The following is a 22010-nucleotide window of genomic DNA, read 5'->3' on the forward strand; positions in this document are numbered from 1 at the left end:
GTGGTCGCGCTATTCATCCTTTTCTGTTTTGTCGAGGATGCGGGCAAAAATATAGACTACCAGAATCGACAGCGGCCACCCGGCAAGGAAATACAGAACCAACAGGGGAATTCCGAAGATCAGGATATCCTTGTTGAAAATATGTATAAAAGGAAAATTGATCATGACCACCCCGAGGGTGAAAAACAGTACCCAAGACTCTCGGAGGTGGGAAGACGGAGCTTTTTTCATGCCGGGAACCCTGCCCGCTGGATGATTTCATCTAATATGTATTCGACATTGTCATCTATGTGGGCGCTTGCGTCAATCTCAAGAACCTGCGGGCCGGCCGGCGGCTCAAAAGCCTTCTCTTGCGGCCCCAGTAGTTCAATTCGTCCGTCGGACACATCTGTCCCTTTTTCTGTTCGCGCTCGCAGGCGTTTTTCCAGAACGAGCGTATCGCAAGTGAGGTGGAGGACGAAACAAGGGCGTCCCGCGACGTGAGCCAGCTCGAAAAAGCGAAGGCGTTGCGCACTGTCGGCGAATGAGGCATCGGCAATCACAATCCGGCCCTGGTGCAGGGCTGCCGTCGCTCGTTGCGCCAAGGTATCGTAGGTGCGGCGCGTCCATTGGGAAGAATAAATCCCCTCTTCGAATCCTTCTTCAGACGATTTTTTGCCGGTGTCGCCGGCAAGCTCCTTGCGAATTTCATCCGAACGCAGGATTTCAGCACCCGTCGCCCACGCCAGGGATCGGGCCAGAGTCGTTTTGCCGCTACCCATGAGGCCGCAGGTGAGAATCAGGCACGGCTGCATCAAATAGCCCAAAGCCAGATTGAAATAGCGCCGCGCCTGACGGCGTGCCTCCGTGCGCAGAGCTTCCGCGACGGTTTCGTCGGCACTCAGAAATGACTCGACTTTGCCGCGCACAAAAGCCCGGTAAACTTTATAGAACGGCAACAGGATGTCGAGATCGGGGTCGGCGGCGGAATTGCGCTGGAAGCCCGCCAGCAACTCCGCGGCCAGATCGCGGCGGTCACGGACTTCTAGGTCCATGAGCAGAAAAGCCAGATCGGCAGCCACGTCCGCGATGCGAAAGCGGCGGTTGAATTCGATGCAGTCATAGATGCGGATGGGATCGGTCAGGCAGATATGTTCGGCGTGCAGGTCGCCGTGGCCATCGCGCACAAAACCGTCCAGTTCCCGCTGGAGCAGCAATTCCTGGTGGGATTGAACAAAGGCGTCGACATAGCTGCGGCACAGTTCCAACGATCTGGTGGAGAGAGTTTGTCCTGTATAAGGGGTGATTTGCTCGAAATTCTCCCGCCAGTTGCGTCGCACCTCCTCAAGGTTGCTCATGCCGCTGTTTTCACGGCAGATATCAGCATCAGCTTCGATGCGGGCAAGCAGGGCGCCGAGGGGGGCCATGGTTGCCGGTAGTTCCGCAGAGCGGGCTTTGATCAGGTTGTCGAGCATGCGTTCATCAGGCAGGCGCTTCATCCACACGGCATAATCAAGAAGTTCGCCGCTACCGTCAAGGCGAACGCCCTCGGAGCTACGGCGAACCTCCTTGATCCCCAGATAGGTGTCGGGCGAGAAGCGCCGATTCAAGCGAACTTCTTCCTCGCAGTAAAACCTTCGGCGGTCCAGGGTTGTGAAATTTAGAAAGCCGTAATCGACTGGTTTCTTGATCTTGTAGACAAAGTCACGGGTGAGGTAGAGACGCGAAACATGAGTCTCCTTGAATTCGATTTCTGCCGGGGCGTCCGGATAGGCTTGCGGTTGCATCAACGCCTGATGGACAATATCGGAAGTCATTCTACCCCCTCTGCTAAATGCTAGAATTCACACAAAACTTTAGCATAAACGGCAATGCTGTAAAGATTTTGCCTGCGCGGGAAACAAATTGACCCCCCATTGCCGCCTGACGTATGATATCTGGAATTTTTCGCCGGCTTTCCGGCAAGTCATTTGGGTGTTGTCAAAAATGAAAAAAATAATTTCCGGGATTATTCTTTGCCTGTTTCTGGCTGGATGTCTCCCCGCGACCGCCTCGGTAAAAAGCCCCACCGATTCCGGGAGCGCTGAAATCCCCTTTACCTACCGTGCCAAAGTCCGAGATGGCGAAACCAGGGCTCTGGCAGCCTATGCCAAAGGGCAGTTTGCCGCAAAAATGGGTGAACTGGCAACGGCTGCAGACTTTTTGCGCCAAGCTGCCGATTTGGGCAGCGAGCGCGGCGGCATTCTTCTTGAACTGGCTCATTTGCATCTGCGCCAGGGCAATCTCGAAGAAGCGGTGCGCGCCTCCGAGGACGCTCTGATCGCCGATCCGGATTTGCTTCTTGCCCATCTTTTTCTCGGCGAGGTGCATCTGCGAACCGGAGAATCGGCGCAGGCCATCACGCACTATGAGCGGGCTATCGCTTTGGACCCGGACCGGGAAGAGACTTATCTCAACCTGGCCTTGGTTCATGCCCGCCGGGGCGAGAGCGAAGAGGCGGCGCAAACCCTCAAGGATCTGGTGGCAAGGGATCCGGATTCGCTCAACGCGCGCTTCATGCTTGCACGACTCTACCAGGAAATCGGACTGGAAGGGTTTGCCGAAGAGGTGTTGCGCGAGATGATCGAAAGGTTTCCGGATTCCGATAAAGCCTACCTTGAGTTGAGTGGTCTGCTTGAAAGCCAGGGGCGGTGGCGCGAAGCGGCGGAGACCTATCGACAGGGGCTGGAGTTTACGCCCGACAACACGCAATTGCGTCATTTGCTCATCGGGGTTCTCATTCGCGAGGGTCGCCTCGGTGAGGCACGCCGCGAGCTTGAAACACTGCTCGCCGCCGATCCTGCCGATGTCGAAGCTTGGCGCAAGGAAGGTCTCATAGCTCTTGAGCAGGGTGCTTGGGAAGATGCGGGAGAGGCTTTCGCGCGAATCCTAGAAATCGAGCCGGCGCATCATCAGGCGCGCTATTATCTGGGAAGCGCTCTTGAGCAGCAGCAACGCTACGAAGAGGCCGTAGAGGCCTTCGCCGCGGTGCCGTCCGAGACTCCCCTTTACAGCGAGGCGCTGATTCACCTGGGTTATCTATATCAGCGCCTGGGGGAGGAGGCTCGGGCGCGGGACATGATGAGAGAGGCCCTTGCCTCAGACCCTGCGCGCCTGGAGTACCATCTGTATCTGTCCGCCTTGCTCGACGAACAAGGTGATGTCGAAGGGGCCCTTGAAGTTTTGGCCGAAGCGCGCCGGCTTGATCCCCAAAATACCAATCTTCTCTATCGCAAAGGGATCCTGCAGGGCAAGCTCGAGCGCTGGGACGACGCGGTGCAGACCATGCGCGAGCTGCTGGAAATTAACCCTGAGCATGCCGATGCGCTCAATTATATTGCCTACCATTATGCCGAAGTCGGACGTCATCTTGATGAAGCCCTCGACATGGCCCTAAAGGCTCTGGCTCTCAAGGCGGCGGGTTATATTCAAGATACCGTCGGTTGGGTCTATTTTATGCGTGGTGAATATGAAGAGGCCCTGGCCTATCTTGAAAAGGCGGCACGCGAATTGCCTCAAGACCCTGTCGTCATGGAGCATCTCGGTGATGTTTTGCACAAACTTGGACAGAATGACAGAGCCGTCGAGGCCTATCGCAAAGTTCTCGAAATCGACGAGACTGCCCAAGGCGTGCAGGAAAAACTCGATGCGTTGAAGGAGCTCTGATTTGTTGCGTTTTTTATTTCTCCTCAGTTTGTTTATGCTCACGGCTTGTGCGCCGCGCCCCAAAGTCGTCGTGCCGGAGATCGAACCGACAGAGGTTCTGGTTCAGACTTTGCTTGAGCGCCTTGCCCAACATGCCGAGATTGCCCATTCTCTGGAAGGGTTTGCCCGGGTGCGCATCGTTCATCCGGAGCGGCGTCTGGGCGCCAACCAGGTTCTGTTTGTTGAAAAGCCTGATCGTTTGCGTAGCGAAACTCTGAGCCCCTTCGGTCAGCCGGTCCTTCTGGCGGCGACCGATGGCGACATGTTCAGCGTTTATTTGCCTGGCGACCGGTCTTTTTACCGCGGGGCGGCGACCCTGCACAATATTCAGCGCTTCGTGCCCATCCCTCTGCACGTAGCGGATCTGGTCCACATTGTTCTCTATGATCCCCCGGTCATCGCCTACACCAGGACCAGCCTGAAGATCGAACCTCAGCGCGGCTATGTCTTGACTCTTGAAGCTGCTGCGGGGGTGCGTCAGGAGATGGTTTTTGACGGTAGCCTGCGCCTGCGCGAAGCAAATTACTATCAGGACGCGAGTTTGCACATGACGATTCGCTATGATCAATTCAGCGAAGAAAATTCGCGGGATTTTCCCTTGACCATCGAAATGCGCATGCCGGAACTTGGTACCCGGGCCACGGTTGATTTACGCGATATAGAACTCAATCCCAGCATTCCCGTTGAGCGTTTTTCCCTCACGCCCCCTGATGGCGTTCCGATTCTGCCCATTCCCTGATGCGATTCTTGCGGAGACCAAAGATGCGCCTGGTGATTTTCGCTTTGTTTTTGTCCGTTCTCTTCGGCTGCAAACCTGATGCCGGCGTGGTCCTGGACGAAAACGACACGACCGTGCCGACTTACGGCGACACCATCATTCAGGGCAGCATCGGTGAGCCCAGCACTCTGATTCCCGCCCTGGCCAGTGATTCCGCTTCATCCGACATCAACGGTCTGGTTTACAGCGGGCTCGTGCGGTACGACAAAAATCTCGAAATCGAGGGAGAATTGGCCGAATCCTGGGAGTTCTCCGAGGACGGCTTGACCCTCACTTTCAACCTGCGGCGCGGCATCACCTGGCATGACGGTGCGCCTTTTACCTCAGCCGACGTGATGTTCACCTATGAACTCATGGTTGATCCGAACACACCCACCGCGTATGCCGATCGCTATCTCCAGGTGATTGCCGCCGAGGCGCCCGATCCCTACACTTTTCGCGTGCACTATGCCGAACCTTTGGCGTCGGCTCTGATCAGTTGGGCGCTCTCCATTCATCCGCGCCATCTGCTCGCGGGTGAAGACGTGACCCGCAGTCCTCTGGCGCGCGCCCCCATCGGCACCGGCCCCTACCGGTTCGTCGAATGGGTGAGCGGACAGCGTTTGGTGCTTGAGGCCAATCCTGATTATTTCGAGGGGCGGCCCTATATCAAGCGGGTGATCTACCGCATTATTCCGGATCCAACCACCATGTTTCTCGAACTTCAGGCGGGTAACATCGATCAGATGGGCCTTACACCTTTGCAGTTCGCACGCCAGACCGAAACGGCCACCTTCCAACGGCGCTTCAATAAATATCGTTATCCGGCTTCAAGCTATGTCTATCTCGGTTATAATTTGCGTCGTCCTCTGTTTCAGGACCAAAGGGTGCGCCAGGCGCTCTCGCATGCCATTGATCGGCAGGAACTCGTCGACGGGGTGCTCCTGGGTCTCGGCCAGGTGGCGCACGGCCCTTACAAGCCGGGCACCTGGCCCCATAATCCCGATGTGCGCACCTATGCTTATGATCCCCAAAGAGCTTTGGAGCTTTTGGCCGAAGCCGGCTGGCGCGACTCGACGGGTGACGGGCTGCTCGACAAGGATGGACGAACCTTTACTTTTACCATTCTGACCAATCAGGGCAACGACCAGCGCATCAAGGCCGGCGAAATTGTTCAGCGCCGGTTGCGCGAAATCGGCATCGACGTGCGGCTCAGGGTCATCGAATGGGCATCGTTTCTCAAGGAGTTCGTCACTCCCGGAAATTTCGACGCCATCATCATGGGCTGGACCATTCCCCCAGATCCCGACGCCTATGCCGTATGGCATTCCGCAAGTGCCCGGCCGGGGGGACTCAATTTCATCGGTTTTGAAAACGCCGAAGTCGATGAACTTCTGGAAAAGGGGCGCCGCACCCTCGATCAGGACGAGCGCAAAAAATACTACGACCGTTTCCAGGAAATTCTTGCCGAAGAGCAGCCCTACACTTTTCTCTTCGTGCCCGATGCCCTGCCGGTTGTGGCCCGGCGCTTTCGCGGCATCGAACCGGCACCGGCGGGAATCGGTTACAATTTCATCCACTGGTATGTACCCGAAGGCGAACAGAAGTATGACTGGTAGGGCGCACCGGTGTGTGCCCGAGGGCGGACTGAGTCCGCCCCTACACATTCCTTTCAATCAATGACTCTGGCTGATTAACTCAATGTTGCACTACCTGGCCAAACGCCTGTTGATGATGATTCCCCTGCTGCTGGGGATTACTCTGATTTCCTTCGTGGTGATCCATCTGGCGCCGGGCGAACCCACCGACCTGCAGGTTGAACTCAATCCCGAAGCCAGCGTCGAGCTCAAAGAGCGCCTGCGCGCCCAGTACGATCTCGATAAGCCGCTGATGGTGCAGTACGGCTTATGGCTCAAACGCCTGGCGGTTCTTGATTTCGGCGAATCCTTCAGTCAGGACCGGCGTCCCGTGATGGAGAAGATTGCCGAACGTCTGCCCATCACCATTCTCATCAATGTGCTCTCCATCGGCTTGATCCTGCTGGTCGCCACGCCCATCGGCATTCTTTCCGCGGTGCGTCAGAATTCCCTTTTCGATCGGATCACCACGGTGTTTGTCTTTATCGGCTTTGCCACGCCGTCTTTCTGGCTTGCGCTGCTGCTCATGGATTATCTGGGGGTGCGGCTAGGTCTGTTTCCGATCTCCGGAATTCGCTCCCTGGGTTATGAGTATCTGAGCTGGGGCGGGCAACTCTGGGACCGGCTCCATCATCTGCTGCTGCCGGTATTCGTTTCGGCCTTCGGCGGACTGGCGGGATTTTCGCGCTACATGCGCTCCAATATGCTTGAGGTGGTACGTCAGGACTACATTCTTACCGCCCGCGCCAAGGGCCTCTCCGAAAGCGTTGTGATCTACAAGCATGCCCTGCGCAATGCCCTGTTGCCGGTGATTACAATCCTTGGTCTGTCGGTACCGAGCCTGATCGGCGGCAGCGTGATTTTCGAGACGATTTTTGCCATTCCCGGCATGGGCAAACTGTTCTTCGACAGCGTCATGATGCGTGACTACCCAGTGATCATGGGAGTGCTGGTCATAGGTGCGGTTCTGACCCTGGTCGGTAACCTGATTGCCGACATCAGTTACGCCCTGGCCGATCCGCGCATCCGCAATACCTAGAACCCGGGAGTCGAACGTGCTGCGTGCAAAACCTATGAAACTTGGGAATATGCTCAAAGAAGCCGGACTGATTAACCCCATTCAGCTCAAATCGGCCCTGTCCTATCAGCGCAGTAGCGGCGGACGCCTGGGCTCGGCCCTGATCGCTCTGAAATATATTTCCGAAGATACCCTGCTGGATTTTCTGGCTGAGCAACTGAAAGTGACCCGCATCGATTTGAGCCGACGGCGCCTCTCGGAAGACATCGTCCGATCCCTGCCGGAGAGCAAGGCCCGCCAGTACAACGTAATTCCCGTGGCGCGCAAGGAGCATGGCGGGGCGCTATATTTGTTGGTGGCCATGAGCGATCCCACCAATCTTGGCTTGACGGATGAGTTGCAGGCCCTCACCGGATGCCGCATTCGACCGGCCCTCGCTAGCGAGGATTCCATCCGCGAGGCCATCGACACCTATTACAGCGCTCTCAGCGGCGAAGATGAAAGTTCCCTTTCTGAAGCCCTGGATCAGATTCTTCTGGCAAGTGGGCGCTCTGAGCCGTCCGCGGATGCAGCAAGGCCCTGGAGCGATGCTCAGGCTGATCGTCTGCACCGCCTGGTCGAATTGCTGGTCCGCAAAGGGGTGCTCAGTGTCGAGGAGGCCAGGTCACTGCAATGAGCGCCATTCCCGATTTAAATCGATCCTCTTTTTTGCGCGATGTTTTTTTGCAGCGTCTGCGGCGCAATCGCATGGCCATGGCCGGGGCGAGCATTGTCGCTTTCATGTTTATCCTGGCGATCGTCGCGCCCTTGTGGAAGGATCCCGCGCACATCGACATCACCCTGGCCCTGCTGCCGCCGAGTTGGGCTCATCCCCTCGGTACAGATGATCTCGGCCGTGATGTTCTGGCGCGCATTCTCTTCGGGGCGCGCATTTCGCTGCTGGTCGGTTTTGTCGCGGTGGGCATCGCTACCCTCATCGGCATTGTCCTGGGTGCGTTGTCCGGCTATTACGGACGCTGGACCGACAGCGTCATCATGCGCTTTGTCGACATCATGCTGTGCTTTCCGACATTTTTCCTGATTCTGGCGGTAATCGCTTTTCTCGAGCCGTCCATCTGGAACATCATGATCATCATCGGCTTGACCGGCTGGATGGGCGTGGCGCGCCTGGTCCGCGCAGAGTTTCTCTCTCTGCGCGAGCGTGATTTTGTTCAGGCGGCGCGGGCCCTGGGAGCCTCCGATGGGCGCATTATCTTTCGCCATTTGCTGCCCAACGCCCTCTCACCCGTGCTGGTATCCGCCACCCTGGGGGTCGCCGGGGCGATTCTCACCGAAAGTGCCCTGTCGTTTCTGGGGATAGGCGTCCAGCCACCGACGCCGTCCTGGGGCAATATGCTGATTTCAGGCAAGCAGACTCTGGGCACCGCCTGGTGGCTCTCCGTGTTCCCCGGAGTGGCGATTCTTCTTACGGTGCTGGGCTACAACCTGCTCGGCGAAGGTATCCGCGACGCCCTGGATCCGCGACTGAAGGAATAGTGATGAGTGATGAGACGGATAAGGTTTCCGGAACCTTGGCGTTGAGTTCGGATCTGGAACCGGTGGACATTCTTGCTCTGCGGGTTCGGGCTTTTCGCCTCGGTGAGTTTGGCCTGGTCTATGACAGCTATCATGCCGAGTCTTTTTTTCGCGAACAGTTTCCCGATCGCGATGACTACATCCGCTATGCATGGGCGCATCTGCGGCGCGATTTTCGGATTCGGTTTTGCCGGGTGCTGGCATCGCGCCTGGTGAGCGCTGAAGAATTTCATCTGATCTTTCATCAGGCCGTCGAGGTTACGCAAGGGCAGATCGAAACTTTGGAAATGGCGCGCTTTTTCGCTACCGAGCAAGGTTGGCGCTATCACTCCAGCCAGAAGATGGAACGCAGCGAATTTGATGGCCCCGTCGAAAAAATTCGCTTTCTCGATTTCGATAAATTGCATCCTCGGCTGTTTTTCTAACCTCCTTGCGGAACATCCATGCCTGAACTTCCCGAAGTCGAAACCGTGCGTCGTGGCTTGGCGCCCCACGTTCGCGGACGCCGCATAACACGGATTCTGGTGCGTAATGCAGGTCTGCGACAACCGGTTCCCAGCGACCTTCAGCACCGCTTCAGCGGCGCATTGGTTCATGAGATTCAGAGACGCGGCAAGTATCTGCTGTTTGGGACCGATGTCGGCTGGATGATACTGCACTTGGGCATGTCGGGGGTTTTGCGGCTGGTCGACTCGTCGCAACCGGCCCACAAGCACGATCATGTGGATATGGACTTGGACGACGGGCGGGTGCTGCGTTTCACTGATCCGCGCCGCTTTGGCCTGCTGTTGTGGACTGCCGAGAACCCCTTGCAACATCCCCTGCTGGCCGGACTGGGCCCTGAGCCCCTGGATGCAACTTTTGACGGCGCCTACCTGTGGGCCAGGGCGCGGGGGCGCAGTTTGGCAGTTAAATCCTTTCTTATGGACAGCCGAATTGTGGTCGGCGTCGGCAATATTTACGCCAGCGAAGCCCTGTTCCGCGCTTGTATTCGTCCCGATCGAGCGGCAGGCGGCATCGGGCGCCTGCGCTACGAGAGGCTCGCCCAAGCCGTCAAGGCGGTTTTGGCTGAGGCCATTGAGGCGGGCGGCACCACTCTGCGCGATTTTGTCGACGGCGAGGGGCGTCCCGGCTATTTCCGTGTGCAGCTTCAAGTTTACGGTCGCCGCGGCGAACCCTGCCCCCGCTGTGGAAAGCCCTTGGCGGTGGCCACCATCGGACAGCGTTCAAGCTTTTTCTGTCGCAGTTGTCAGCGCTGATCCCGGCGCGGAGAGCGCATTGCGTGATGTTGCGGGGAAGGGAGCAAGGAATGGAGAATTTTTCTTTTGTCATGCCGTACAAAGTGCGCGTCGTGGACATCAACTACGGCGGTCATGTCTCCAATGCTGCGGTGCTCAACTACTTTCAGGATGCCCGCATTGCCTATCTTGCCGCTCTCGGCCCCTATTCCGAACTCGATATCGGCAACGGCTGCGGCCTGATCATGCCCGAATCCCACGTGCACTATCATGCGGAAATGTTTCACGGTGAGGATCTGAATATCGGCGTGCGGACCCACCTGTTAGGGCGCTCGTCCTTTGAGCTTGCGTACCGTATTGAACGCGGCAGCGAACTGGTCGCCGAAGGCACCACGCCCTTGGTCGCCTTCGATTATCAGGCTCGCAAACCACGCCGCCTGCCCGCCGCGTTCAAAGAGTCCCTGGCTCGGTTTGAGAGACTCGATCCACGCAATCCGCCCGAGAAGTGCTAAGCTTATAGATAAAACAGACAACAGACAACGGACAAAACGGAGGTCATCATGCCTGTCCCCCGTATCAGCCCCGCAGAAGCACGAAGCAAGGTACAGAACGGCTCAGGATTGCTGGTTTGTGCTTACGCCGAGCCGGAGAAGTTTTCGCAAAATCACCTGGAAGGAGCCCTGTCGCGGCAGGATTTCGAGGCGCGCCTTGGTGAAATTTCGAAAGACACGGAGATCATCTTTTACTGCGCCTGAACAGCGGAACACAGTGCTGCCGGTCTGGCGGCCGAATACCGCAAGCAGGGTTACGAAAACGCTAAAGCTTTGCTGGGTGGCGTAAAAGGATGGCAGGAAGCGGGCTTTAAGCTGATTTAGCGAGCCTCAGGTCTCCTTGAGTTTGCCCGGGGTTGCCCATAAAGGGTACTCATGAGAAGGTCAACATTAGGCCAAGCTTCCGGACGTTTCTGACAAGAAAAAAGCCTGCCGTGGGGGCAGGCTTTTTTCTTGTTTAAAAAGGGTTGGGTTGCGATTAGTTGCCGGGCAGAATTTCGACAAGCTCGAATTCGAAATTTAGTGCATTGCCGGCCAGGGGATGATTTCCGTCAAGGGTAATGCTGTCGGGACTGACCGCTGCCACCCATACGGGAAATCCCTCATCCTCATTCTCATCGTCATCGCCGGCGAGTTCAAGCATTTCACCTTCTTCGGGGTCCATATCCGGGGGCAGGTCGCTACGCGGCACTTCAAAAACCATTTCAGCGCTGCGCTCGCCATAGGCGTCCGCGGCTTCCAGACGTACGGTGCGGCTTTCGCCCGGACTCATTCCGATGATGGCCTGCTCGATGGCGGGGAAAACTTCGCCGGCACCGACAGTGAACTCCAGAGGTTCGGCCTCACAGCCGCAATCATCTTCAGTGCTGCCGCAGCCCTGACCTTCGTGCTCACCTTCGCAGCCGCAATCATCATCGTTGCAGTCTTCGGAGGATTCAAAAATGGTTCCGTCATCAAGGCGACCGATAAAGTGCAGCCTTACCCGGTCGCCGGTTTTTACCTGGGTCATGAATTGATCCTTTCAGTGTTGGTATAAGGTCCGAGAATTCTAGCGCGAATGCCCATTCAGGAGCAAGGGAAAGTGCGGTGCGATCAGCCGGTTTCCCTGGTCGGCAACCGCAGAAGATGGAGGGTTACGCCCGAAGCGATGAGAAAAAGCAGTGCTTTGACCCAAGTTATAGGCACCACCAGCAGAGCGGAAATGGAGATGCTGATCCACAGCAGGGTAATGGCGCTGATCTTGGCGCGTAGAGGAATCCCCTCACCTTCCAGATAGCCGTTGATCATTGGCCCGAGGCGCGGATGGCCGATGAGCCAGTTGTAGAATTTTTCGGAACTGCGTGCAAAGCAGGCTGCGGCCAGCAGCAACAAGGGCACGGTCGGCAGCAGTGGCAGGAAGATGCCAAGGACGCCAAGTCCGGTGCTGAGGAGCCCGGCGGCGAGGAGCGCCAGTTTCAGCGCTCGGGCTCGTAAGGGCTCAGGGGTTGGTTGATCGACAGGAGTCATAGGTTTTTTCAGCATGAGATCAGAGGGTGCAGATTTTCAGGATAATCGCGGATACATCAATGACACAGAGTAAAAAGAAAATCCACCTCGATCCAGCCTTTTCTATGTTTATCCGCGCCTACTGATCTGAGTTTTGCAAGCAGTATAAGCGATGATCGCGACTGTGTCTTTGACTCTTGTCAAGAGTGCATAAAAAAAGCCCCGGAAGCTAGGGTACCGCTTCCGGGGCTTTTTTGCGATCAGGGCTTAAATGTCAGCAACCAAGTTGCTTAAAGAAGTCGTTGCCCTTGTCATCGACCAGAATGAAGGCCGGGAAGTCGACCACTTCGATTTTCCACACCGCCTCCATTCCCAGTTCGGGATAGTCGATGCATTCGACCTTCTTGATGTTTTCCTCGGCCAGCAGCGCGGCGGGGCCGCCGATGGAGCCCAGGTAGAAGCCGCCGTGCTTTTTGCACGCATCGGTGACTTGCTGGCTGCGGTTGCCCTTGGCGATCATGATCAGCGAGCCGCCGTTGCTTTGCAGCAGGTCGACATAGCTGTCCATGCGTCCGGCGGTGGTGGGGCCGAAGGAACCCGAGGGTTTTCCTTTAGGCGTTTTTGCCGGTCCGGCGTAGTAGATGGGGTGCTTCTTGAGGTAGTCGGGCAGGGGCTTGCCGGCGTCAAGCAGTTCCTTGAACTTGGCATGAGCGATGTCGCGCCCGACGACGATGGTGCCGGTGAGCAGCAGCGGAGTGGCCACGGGATGCTTGGTCAGTTCGGCGAGCATCGCCTCCATGGGCTGGTTGAGGTCGATCTTGACGCCGTGGTCGTGCTTGCGCCGATAGGCGTCGGGAATCAGGCGGCCGGGGTTGCTGTCCATTTCTTCGACCCACAGCCCTTCCTTGTTGATTTTGGCCTTGATGTTACGGTCGGCGGAGCAGGAGACACCCATGCCTACCGGGCAGGAGGCGCCGTGGCGGGGCAGGCGGATGACGCGGATGTCATGAGCGAAGTATTTGCCGCCGAATTGTGCGCCGATGCCCAGTTTCTGTGCCGCTTTGAGCAGCTTTTCTTCCAGCTCGACGTCGCGAAAGGCCTGGCCGTGCTCGTTGCCCGTGGTGGGCAGAGAATCATAATACTTGGTTGAGGCCATTTTTACCGTCTTCAGGCAGGTCTCGGCCGAAGTGCCACCGATGGCAAATGCGATGTGGTAGGGGGGGCAAGCGGCGGTGCCCAGGGATTTCATTTTTTCCACGAGAAACTTTTCAAGCTTTTCGGGCGTCAGCAGGGCCTTGGTTTCCTGGTAGAGCATGGTCTTGTTGGCGCTGCCGCCACCCTTGGCGACGAAAAGGAATTTGTACTCATTGCCCTCGGCCGCATAGAGATCGATCTGCGCCGGAAGGTTGGTGCCGGTGTTCTTTTCGGTGTACATATCGAGGGCAACGGTTTGCGAGTAGCGCAGATTCTCTTCCGTGTAGGTTTTGTAAACCCCCTGGGAGAGCATTTCCGCGTCGTTGCAGTCGGTCCAGACTTTCTGGCCTTTTTTGCCGACGATGCAGGCGGTGCCAGTATCCTGGCAGAAGGGCAATTCAAAGTTGGCCGAAACCTCGGCGTTGCGCAAAAAGGCGACGGCTACCCCCTTGTCGTTCATGGAAGCTTCGGGGTCGGAGAGAATTTTGGCGACCTGCTCGTTGTGTTCGGGACGCAGCAGGAAGGAGACATCGCGAAATGCCTGGTTAGCCAGCACGCTCAAGCCTTCGGGCACAACTTTAAGAATTTCCTGGCCGTCGAAATTTGTTGTGCTGACGTACTTCTGCGACTCGGGAAGCAGGCGGTACTTGGTTTCGTCTTTGCCCAGCGGAAAAGGTTCCTGGTACACGAAATCCGGCATCTTCTTCTCTCCTTTGCTCATGGGAATTGTAGTCGGCAGCGGTGCAGGACACAGCCGCTGCCCATCGAACCTTGTGCAGCCGTTATTATATATACTGTATACACTTTTGTCGACCATTTAGCGGCGTTCTCGCAGTGTGATTTCAGTAAGGTATAATTGTCTGCAGACAGTGCCGGCAAAACATTCCATAAAAGGATTTTGCGATGAATAAAAATCAGCCACGCGCAGCCATCATCGGCGGCATGCGCACTCCCTTCGTTAAGGCAGGGGGGCCATTTCGTCACATCGATCCGTTGAAGCTTTCGAGCCACGCCGTGCGCGGTCTTCTGGAGCGCTTCGCTCTTGATCCCGCGAAGGTCGATCGGTTGGTGTGGGGCCGGGTCATCCATGATCCGCACATCTCCAATCTGGCACGGGAAATCGTCTTTGATCTCAAATTGCCTGCCCATATTCACGCTGACCTGGTGTCCAACAACTGTATAACCGGCATTCATGCCATGATGGCGGTGAGCGACGCCATTGCCCTGGGTCAATGTGAGGTCGGCATTGCCGGCGGGGTGGAATCCATGTCCAACACGCCGCTGCTGTTCGGTCACGATGCCACGCGCATTTTCACTGACGCGGCCATGGCTAAGGCCTTGGTCGACCGTTTAAAAATTCTGGCGCAATTGCGACCGGGACATTTTAAACCCCGTGCCCTTGGCGTCAAGGAACCCTCGACCGGATTGTCCATGGGCGAGCATGCGGAAATTTCTGCAAAAAAGTGGGACGTTAACCGCCGCGAACAGGACGAAATCGCCCTGCGCAGCCATCAGCGCGCGGCTGCCGCCACCGCCGATGGACGGCTGAAGGCAGAGATTTATCCTCTAGGAGGCGTGGCGCACGACACTATCGTGCGCGGCGACACCAGCCTGGAAAAACTCGCAAAACTACCAGCGGTTTTTGATCGCAGCGCCTCTGGGACCATTAGTGCCGGAAACGCGAGCCCCTTGACGGATGGTGCCTCAGCTTTGCTGCTCATGTCCGAGGAGCGTGCCGCGGTCGAAGAGCTTGAGGTTCTCGCCCTTATCAAAGCCGTGGAATTTGCCGCTATCGATCCCGCTGATGGGTTGCTCATGGCGCCGGCGGTGGCGGTGCCACGTTTGTTGCGGCGGACCGGTTTGACCCTTGACCAGATGGATATCGTGGAAATGCATGAAGCCTTTGGTGCCCAGGTGGCGTGTAATCTCAAGGCCTGGGAAAAAGGCTGGAAGGAGGCTGCCGTCGGTGGGGTTGACCCGGAAAAACTCAATCCCCTGGGCAGCTCCATTGCCGTTGGCCATCCCTTCGGCGCTACGGGTACGCGTATTCTCACCACTCTGGCGAATGAGATGGCACGCCGCAAAGTCAAATATGGGCTCGTATCCATCTGCGCTGCGGGTGCCATGGCGGCCGCAGTGATCCTTGAACGGCCGTAGGGGCGAACTTTGTATTCGCCCTGTGTATTCGCCCAAGCTGTGTTCGCCCAGGGCAAGGCATGCCTTGCCCCTACGAGGTTCTCCGTGGTAAATGTTTAGCCTGCCAGATGAATCTCACCCCCCTCCAGGATTTTCCCCATGCAGAAGATGTTGAAGCTGATCCTGACCTCCAGGGTCTACGATGCCGCCATTGAAACCCCTTTGGACGAGGCACAGGGTCTTTCTGCCCTCCTTGGCAACCGGGTACTGCTCAAGCGCGAGGATCTGCAGCCGGTTTTTTCCTTCAAGCTGCGCGGTGCCTACAACCGCATTGCCCATTTCTCTCCCGAAGAACGCAGCCGCGGGGTCATTGCCGCCTCAGCAGGAAATCACGCCCAGGGCGTGGCTTTTTCGGCGCGTATGCTCGGCATTGCCGCCACCATCGTCATGCCGGCGACCACCCCGCAGATCAAGGTGGATGCCGTTTCGGGTTACGGTGCCCGCATCGTGCTTTTTGGAGACAATTATTCGGAAGCCGCCGACCATTGCGCCCGTCTTGCCGAAGAAACGGGCATGGCCTTCGTTCATCCCTTTGATGATGAACTGGTCATTGCCGGACAGGGGACCGTGGCCGATGAACTCCTGCGGCAGAGCGCGGGCAAGCTCGATGCCGTATTCGTACCCGTGGGCGGCGGCGGACTGATAGCTGGAATGGCGGTATACCTCAAGGCGCTGCGGCCCGATGTGCGCATCATCGGAGTTGAGCCCCGGGATGCCGACGCCATGACGCGCTCCCTGGAGGCTGGCCGCCGCGTGCGACTTGATTCGGTGGGGATTTTCGCCGACGGGGTGGCGGTGCGCGAGGTCGGGCGGCTGAACTTCGAGCTGTGTCGCAAGTATGTGGATGAGATGGTGCTGGTCGATACGGACGAGCTGTGCAGCGCCATCAAGAGCGTTTACCAGGCCACCCGCTCCATCGTTGAGCCGGCTGGAGCGCTGGCTTTGGCCGGGCTGCAGAAATACGTGCGTGAGCGCAAGCCGGTGGGCCAGACCCTGGTGGCGATCAATTCCGGGGCCAATATGAATTTCGACCGGTTGCGCTATGTGGCCGAACGCACCCTGGTGGGGGAAAAAAAAGAGGCCCTGTTCGCCGTGACCATTCCCGAGCAGCCCGGTTCCCTCAAACGCTTCTGCCAGGACCTGGTAGCGGGGCGCAATATCACGGAATTCAATTACCGCCTGTCACAGCGTGATCATGCCCATATTTTTGTCGGCATCACGGTGCGCGACGAGGAGGAGCGCCTGAGTTTCGGCAAGCGTATGAACGAGGCGGGTTTTGTCAACCTCGATTTAACCGATAATGAACTGGCGAAAACCCATATCCGCTACATGGTCGGCGGCCGTTCGACAACGGCCGGCCGCGAGTTTCTCTACCGTTTCTGGTTTCCCGAGCGGCCGGGTGCCTTGGGGCGATTCCTCGACGCCATGGGCGCCAACTGGAACATCTCACTTTTTCACTATCGCGCCCAAGGTGGAGAGTTCGGCAGGGTACTCATCGGCCTGGAAATTCCCGAAGGAGACGATGCCGAGTTCCAGAAGTTTCTCGGAAATCTCGGCTATCGGTATCAGGAAGAGACGAGCAATCCTGCCTACCGACTTTTTCTCTGAATCGGACTGGCCGCTCCGGGGTTTCCTGGTAAAGTGTGACTTGTAGGTCCAACCCAAGGAAAGGAGGATTCTTTATGGTGCGCTTTTATGATCCCCCCAACATCGCCGAACAGGCTGTCGTCGAAGGTATCCTGCGCAAGGCCGGAATTGAATTTGTCCTGGCGCCCGGTGCCGAATCAGAAAACGGCCCGTCCCAGATTCTTGTCGCCGAGGAAGATGTGCCTCGCGCCATGGAGCTTCTCGCTCAGCAAGGCCGTGCCTGAGGTAAAAGTTCAGATGCGATTGATTCATCGCTCCGCAGCTTGCGGTGCGTCCTGAAACAGTTCGCGACGGACTGTTTGTCCTGATCTTATCAACTCCTGCGAGGAGTTTTTTTATGACGAAGGGTTGGTCGTCGGTTTTTCCAATGAACGAGGCAGTTTTTTTCCGGTCATTACGCGGAGGTTTTGTTTGAGATTCCGGCATTTCGCGAAAGCAGAAGTGTTTGGAAGGCAAGGAAAATCTAATGGTCTTGTTTTTTAGTCAAACCTTTAACGCTTAATGATTCATTATATCCATAGCTTGTCATCAGTCGTGGTTCGCCGGACGTTACCCCTGGCATGCGCCCTGCAAAAAACCGGACATCCATCTATATGTTTTCGCTTTTTTGCTCCTAGGGAGGAGTGCCCGTGACCCAGACTATCTTTATCGCCGATCCCGAGGCGACCGAAAGCCTGCTGAATGGACTTGGCGCCAGGGGATTCTCGCCCCTGCACGCACAAACTTTCGACCAGCTTCTGTCTCTCTGCGAGGGGCAGCGACCCGACATTGTTCTCATCGATCTTGGGCTCCCCGGCTTCAAAGGCTCTTCAAGCCTGAGAAAACTCCGTAAATTGCCCGGTCTGGACCAAGCCTCTTTCCTTTTAAGTGCCTCGCCGCCGGCCTCGCAAACGCGGCTCAATCCCTTCACTGTGCAGGTCGATGATTACCTGGCCAAACCTTATGGCGACGACGAGTTGCTCGTTCGATTGGGTGCTTGTCTGGCACGCAAGAGGCTGCTGTCGGAATCCGGGGCGCAGGCGCAGGATTCCAAGTCGCTTCAGCCGCAAACGGATGCCACGGCTCAAGACGATCTTTTCCAGGTCATGCAGAAAGTTCTTAAAGATCTTTCCCGTTTTAAAAATCTCGAGCGTTGTTCCGTCGCCTTGCTGCAGCAGGACCGCAGCCTGGCCTATGTCATCGCGTCCAGCGACGCCCCGGCTCCTGCCGGCTGGCGGCTCGATCTCGCAAACTATCCTGAACTGCGAGAAGTCGGGCGAACCGGTCATCCCCTCATCATTCGCAACGTGCGCCAATCACCACTCATGGCGGATGTCGCCGAGCGCCTGCACAGCCAGTTGTTTCAGTCCCTGCTGGTCGTACCCGTGGTGATCGGGGAGTGTGTCGTTGGTGCCCTGGTGTTGCGATTTTCCGAAGCCGATCCCGAGTTCGGCCAGGAGGAACTCTTCTTCTGTCAGCTCATGGCTCTGATGTTTGCCCAGGTGATCAAAAGTTCTCAGGATTTGCCCCAGTTTCACTCCATGCTGCGCGAGGAGAATCGGCAACTTGTTAAAATGTTGGAAAAGCGCGACCAGTTTGCCGTCAAGGCGATTGCTGCCCTACATACTCCCGTGACCGTCATTCACGGCTTTTGCGCATTGATCAAAGATGGCGGCGTTTCACGGCTCACTGCGGATCAGCAGGAATATTTCGACAAGGTTATCGAAACCTGTGAAGCTCTTGACGGGTTGATGGGCGATTTGCTTGAACTCTCACGCTTTATTTCCGGACACGCCGCCCTGGAACTGGGCGAGCGGGATCTGTGCATGATTCTGCGCAAAGTTTACGAAAAGGTTTGGCCGCAAGCCCTGGCCAAGGGACTTATTTTTCAATGGGATATGGAACCCTCCGATTGTCGCGCTTGGTTCGATGCCGCGAGCATTCAGCGGGTGCTTGAAGGCCTGGTTGCCAATGCCATACGTTTTACCGCCCCTGGCGGTCAGGTGCGCATGGTCGTGGAGGATCGCAGTCAGGAAATTCATGTCCATGTGCAGGATTCCGGTGTCGGCATCAAGGAGGCTGATCTGGCCCGCATGCTCGGCGAATGCACCGCGGAAACGGCCCTTGGCGAGGATTCGGGCTGCGGCCTCGGCATGGCTTTGTACCGCGCTATCCTCGCCGCGCATCAGGGGCGGCTGTGGGCCAAGAGCCGCCCGGGGCAGGGCAGTTTGTTCAGCTTCAGTCTGCCGAAAAGGCCGGTGGTTGTCGTCTGATTTATTTCAAGAAGTGGGTGACTGTTCAGCCTTACCCTCCGAGTTTCCCGGCTGAATGGTTGCGGCAATTTGTTGGAGAGCAGGGTCGTTGCAGGTTTGCAGCGGCCCTGTTTTTTTTATAACCTCTCAACCTGTCCCGCAGCCACGGCGGCATCGCTTGGGGTGAAAACTCGCCTGCGGCGCAGATATTCCCCGCGGCTCTTAACCGCCACGACCTGCGCCGCGATTGGACGTTGCAGCTAAGGCGCTATTTTTTTCAAGCAAAATAATTGACAGTTTTGATCAGGTATGTTAATCAGTTTAGTAAGTCGCATGAAGTTAATCTCTTGTAATCTCATGGAGTTTTCAAAAATGCTAGCAGCCATCAGGGAAGACATCAAGGCGGTATTCGACAGAGATCCGGCAGTGCGCAGTGTTGCAGAAGTTATCTTTTGCTATCCCGGGTTTCATGCCATGTTGTTTTATCGCATCGCCCATTCACTGTGGATGCGCAAGTTCTATTTTCTTGGGCGTTTCATCTCTCACCTCGGACGATTTTTCACGGGAATCGAGATTCATCCCGGTGCCCGTATCGGGCGGGGGTTTTTCATCGACCACGGTATGGGTGTGGTCATCGGGGAGACGGCGGAGATCGGCAACAACTGCACTCTTTACCATGGGGTGACCCTGGGGGGTACCTCCTGGGCCAAGGAAAAACGCCATCCCACCCTGGGTGACAACGTCATCATCGGTTCGGGCGCCAAGGTTCTCGGACCCTTCACTGTCGGCGACAACAGCAAGATCGGCTCCAATTCCGTGGTGGTCAAGGAAGTTCCACCCAACAGCACGGTGGTCGGGGTGCCGGGGCGCATGGTGATGTCGGGTGGCCGTAAAATCGAGGAGCGGGCTGATCTTGAACACGACAAACTGCCCGACCCCGAGGCCAAGGCTATTTCCTGCCTGTTTGATCAGTTACGGGCCCTGGAGCGCAAGGTTAAGGAGCTTTCCGCGCGCCTGGAGGATGGGGTAGACGTGTCTGGCGAAGATCAAGCCTCTGAGAGTCCGGACGCGCAAGAGAAAAAGGTCGCGGGGTAGAAATCATGCGCCTTTCAACCAAAGCCCAGTATGCGGTGCGCGCCTTGGTCAGTCTCAATCTCAACAGCGACGGCACGCCCATGACGATCAAGGATATTTCGGCGCGCGAAGGCATTTCGCTGACCTATCTTGAGCAACTGTTCGTCAAACTGCGTCGGGGCAAGATCGTGCAGAGCGTACGCGGTCCCGGCGGCGGTTATGTTCTGGGCCGTCCGGCAACGCGGATTCAGGTTGATCAGATCATCGACAGCGTTGAAGAAACCCTGGTTCCCGTATCCTGCATGGAGAAAGACGGCACCTGTGCCTGTACCGATCAGTGCATTACCCATACGGTATGGCAAGGGCTCGGCGAAAAGATCCGAGCCTTTCTTTCGTCCATCACGCTTGAAGACTTGACCCGCGAGGCGCGCGAGCGCATGAGCGCACGTGAGGTGCAATAGCCCATCTGACAGCAACGGAGGAGTTAAACCGTGAAACCTATTTATATGGATTACAATGCAACGACTCCGGTGCGGCCGGAGGTGGTGGAGGCTATGCTGCCCTTTTATCGGGAACACTTCGGCAATCCTTCCAGTGTTCACTGGGCGGGGCGCATGGTCAGCGGCGCGGTCGAAAAAGCCCGCGAGCAGGTGGCGAAGCTCATCAACGCCGCTCCTGCCGAGATCGTCTTCACCAGTTGCGGCAGCGAGGGCGATAATCTCGCTCTCAAAGGGACGGTCGAAGCCCTAAAGGATAAGGGCAACCATATCATCACCACGGCCGTAGAGCATCCAGCGGTGCTCAACACCTGTGAATTCCTTGAAAAGATCGGCTGTGAGGTCACTTATCTGCCAGTCGATGCCGGCGGCATGATCGATCTGGCCCAACTCGAAGCCGCGATTACTGAAAAAACCATCCTCATATCTGTTATGTGGGGCAACAATGAGACCGGCACCATTTTTCCCATCGAGGAAATCGGCGCCATCGCCCGTAAATACAAGGTGCGCTTTCATACCGATGCGGTGCAGGCGGTGGGCAAGTTGCCCGTCGACGTGCAAAAGGCCGGGGTTGACCTGCTGGTGATTTCCGGACACAAGATCGGCGCTCCCAAAGGCGTGGGCGCTATGTACGTTCGCCGTGGCGCGCGCATGGTGCCGCTGATTCACGGGGGCCATCAGGAGCGGAATCGCCGTGCCGGAACCCACAACGTGGCCGGCATCGTCGGGTTGGGCCTGGCTTGTGAACTGGCCGGACAAGGTCTCGAAGAAAGCGCCGCGCGCATCAAGGCGCTGCGCGACAAACTCGAACGCGGCATCCTGGAGAACATCCCCGACGTCAAGCTCAACGGGCATCCGACCCAGAGGTTACCCAATACCCTCAACGTCAGCTTCGCCTATATCGAGGGGGAATCCCTGCTGCTCAATTTCGACATGAAGGGCGTGGCGGCCTCATCGGGCTCGGCTTGCACCTCGGGCTCCCTGGAGCCCTCGCACGTCATGGGCGCCATGGGCGTGGACGTCGCCCTGGCTCATTCGAGTACGCGTTTCAGCCTCGGTCCCGACAGCAGCGAGGAGGACGTTGATTACATCCTTGAAATCCTGCCGCCCATCGTTGCGCGGCTGCGGGAAATGAGCCCGCTTTACCCCGGCAACAAATAACCCGACGCAGGGTTTTATCTTTTGAC

Annotated in this window: 22 protein-coding genes; 17 read left to right on the plus strand and 5 right to left on the minus strand. The window is 57.1% G+C overall.

The annotated features are described in order from the left end of the window. Positions 1–9: 9 nt before the first annotated feature. The gene (locus tag GFER_RS10760; RefSeq protein ID WP_040099344.1) at positions 10–231 is read right to left on the minus strand and encodes a hypothetical protein; all 222 of its coding nucleotides are present in this window, start codon (positions 229–231) and stop codon (positions 10–12) included. Next, positions 228–1796 (minus strand): bifunctional aminoglycoside phosphotransferase/ATP-binding protein, encoded by a 1569-nt coding sequence (locus tag GFER_RS10765; protein ID WP_040099346.1) that lies wholly within the window; start codon positions 1794–1796, stop codon positions 228–230. Before GFER_RS10765 ends, GFER_RS10760 begins: the two co-directional genes overlap by 4 nt. Before the next feature lie 169 nt (positions 1797–1965). On the opposite strand from GFER_RS10765, the gene GFER_RS10770 reads away from it, so the two are divergent. The 10 genes from GFER_RS10770 to GFER_RS10815 all read left to right on the plus strand — a co-directional run bounded on the left by GFER_RS10770 (position 1966) and on the right by GFER_RS10815 (position 10703). Next, entirely contained in the window at positions 1966–3684 is a 1719-nt protein-coding gene (locus GFER_RS10770; protein ID WP_139172085.1) for a tetratricopeptide repeat protein, read from the plus strand. Position 3685: 1 nt separating this feature from the next. Beyond that, the gene (locus GFER_RS10775; protein WP_040099349.1) at positions 3686–4462 is read left to right on the plus strand and encodes a LolA family protein; all 777 of its coding nucleotides are present in this window, start codon (positions 3686–3688) and stop codon (positions 4460–4462) included. A gap of 23 nt (positions 4463–4485) precedes the next feature. Continuing rightward, the gene (locus GFER_RS10780; protein ID WP_040099351.1) at positions 4486–6099 is read left to right on the plus strand and encodes a peptide-binding protein; all 1614 of its coding nucleotides are present in this window, start codon (positions 4486–4488) and stop codon (positions 6097–6099) included. A gap of 82 nt (positions 6100–6181) precedes the next feature. Continuing rightward, a complete protein-coding gene (locus tag GFER_RS10785; RefSeq protein ID WP_040099354.1) occupies positions 6182–7156 on the plus strand; it encodes an ABC transporter permease in 975 nt (324 codons plus the stop codon). A gap of 16 nt (positions 7157–7172) precedes the next feature. Then, the gene (locus tag GFER_RS10790) at positions 7173–7811 is read left to right on the plus strand and encodes a GspE/PulE/PilB domain-containing protein (RefSeq protein WP_139172087.1); all 639 of its coding nucleotides are present in this window, start codon (positions 7173–7175) and stop codon (positions 7809–7811) included. Next, positions 7808–8671, plus strand: a complete 864-nt coding sequence (locus GFER_RS10795) for an ABC transporter permease (RefSeq protein WP_040099356.1) — start codon at positions 7808–7810, stop codon at positions 8669–8671. Before GFER_RS10790 ends, GFER_RS10795 begins: the two co-directional genes overlap by 4 nt. 2 nt (positions 8672–8673) lie before the next feature. Then, positions 8674–9135: a hypothetical protein gene (locus GFER_RS10800; RefSeq protein WP_040099357.1), complete on the plus strand. Its 462-nt coding sequence runs from the start codon at positions 8674–8676 to the stop codon at positions 9133–9135. An 18-nt stretch (positions 9136–9153) separates the two neighbouring features. Continuing rightward, a complete protein-coding gene (mutM, locus tag GFER_RS10805; protein WP_040099358.1) occupies positions 9154–9969 on the plus strand; it encodes a bifunctional DNA-formamidopyrimidine glycosylase/DNA-(apurinic or apyrimidinic site) lyase in 816 nt (271 codons plus the stop codon). Between the two features lie 50 nt (positions 9970–10019). After that, positions 10020–10460, plus strand: coding sequence for an acyl-CoA thioesterase (locus tag GFER_RS10810; protein ID WP_052446294.1), 441 nt, complete (start codon positions 10020–10022; stop codon positions 10458–10460). Between the two features lie 48 nt (positions 10461–10508). Beyond that, positions 10509–10703, plus strand: a complete 195-nt coding sequence (locus GFER_RS10815) for a rhodanese-like domain-containing protein (RefSeq protein WP_040099360.1) — start codon at positions 10509–10511, stop codon at positions 10701–10703. 274 nt (positions 10704–10977) lie between these two features. Here GFER_RS10815 and GFER_RS10820 read toward each other — a convergent pair whose 3' ends face one another. The 3 genes from GFER_RS10820 to GFER_RS10830 form a co-directional block, all read right to left on the minus strand. Further along, on the minus strand, positions 10978–11508 hold the full coding sequence (locus GFER_RS10820; RefSeq protein ID WP_040099362.1) for an FKBP-type peptidyl-prolyl cis-trans isomerase: 531 nt from the start codon (positions 11506–11508) through the stop codon (positions 10978–10980). 83 nt (positions 11509–11591) lie between these two features. Then, positions 11592–12005: a YbaN family protein gene (locus GFER_RS10825; RefSeq protein ID WP_040099364.1), complete on the minus strand. Its 414-nt coding sequence runs from the start codon at positions 12003–12005 to the stop codon at positions 11592–11594. 253 nt (positions 12006–12258) lie between these two features. Then, positions 12259–13878, minus strand: a complete 1620-nt coding sequence (locus GFER_RS10830; RefSeq protein ID WP_040099366.1) for a fumarate hydratase — start codon at positions 13876–13878, stop codon at positions 12259–12261. Positions 13879–14081: 203 nt separating this feature from the next. Between GFER_RS10830 and GFER_RS10835 the strand changes: the two genes are divergently transcribed. The 7 genes from GFER_RS10835 (at position 14082) to nifS (ending at position 21984) form a co-directional block, all read left to right on the plus strand. Next, on the plus strand, positions 14082–15335 hold the full coding sequence (locus tag GFER_RS10835; protein WP_040099367.1) for an acetyl-CoA C-acyltransferase: 1254 nt from the start codon (positions 14082–14084) through the stop codon (positions 15333–15335). A 138-nt stretch (positions 15336–15473) separates the two neighbouring features. After that, entirely contained in the window at positions 15474–16982 is a 1509-nt protein-coding gene (gene ilvA / locus GFER_RS10840) for a threonine ammonia-lyase, biosynthetic (RefSeq protein WP_040099368.1), read from the plus strand. A 74-nt stretch (positions 16983–17056) separates the two neighbouring features. Beyond that, positions 17057–17245 carry a putative signal transducing protein gene (locus GFER_RS10845; protein ID WP_040099371.1) on the plus strand — a complete coding sequence of 63 codons (189 nt, stop codon included), beginning with the start codon at positions 17057–17059 and terminating at the stop codon, positions 17243–17245. 405 nt (positions 17246–17650) lie between these two features. Then, positions 17651–19273 carry a hybrid sensor histidine kinase/response regulator gene (locus tag GFER_RS10850; RefSeq protein ID WP_040099373.1) on the plus strand — a complete coding sequence of 541 codons (1623 nt, stop codon included), beginning with the start codon at positions 17651–17653 and terminating at the stop codon, positions 19271–19273. Positions 19274–19585: 312 nt separating this feature from the next. Continuing rightward, positions 19586–20347 (plus strand): serine O-acetyltransferase, encoded by a 762-nt coding sequence (cysE, locus tag GFER_RS10855; RefSeq protein ID WP_268746203.1) that lies wholly within the window; start codon positions 19586–19588, stop codon positions 20345–20347. A gap of 5 nt (positions 20348–20352) precedes the next feature. Then, positions 20353–20787, plus strand: coding sequence for an Rrf2 family transcriptional regulator (locus tag GFER_RS10860; RefSeq protein WP_040099375.1), 435 nt, complete (start codon positions 20353–20355; stop codon positions 20785–20787). A 30-nt stretch (positions 20788–20817) separates the two neighbouring features. After that, positions 20818–21984 (plus strand): cysteine desulfurase NifS, encoded by a 1167-nt coding sequence (gene nifS, locus GFER_RS10865; RefSeq protein WP_074669524.1) that lies wholly within the window; start codon positions 20818–20820, stop codon positions 21982–21984. The last annotated feature ends 26 nt before the right edge of the window (positions 21985–22010 follow it).

The sequence above is a fragment of the Geoalkalibacter ferrihydriticus DSM 17813 genome (genome assembly GCF_000820505.1).
Lineage (GTDB): Bacteria > Desulfobacterota > Desulfuromonadia > Desulfuromonadales > Geoalkalibacteraceae > Geoalkalibacter > Geoalkalibacter ferrihydriticus.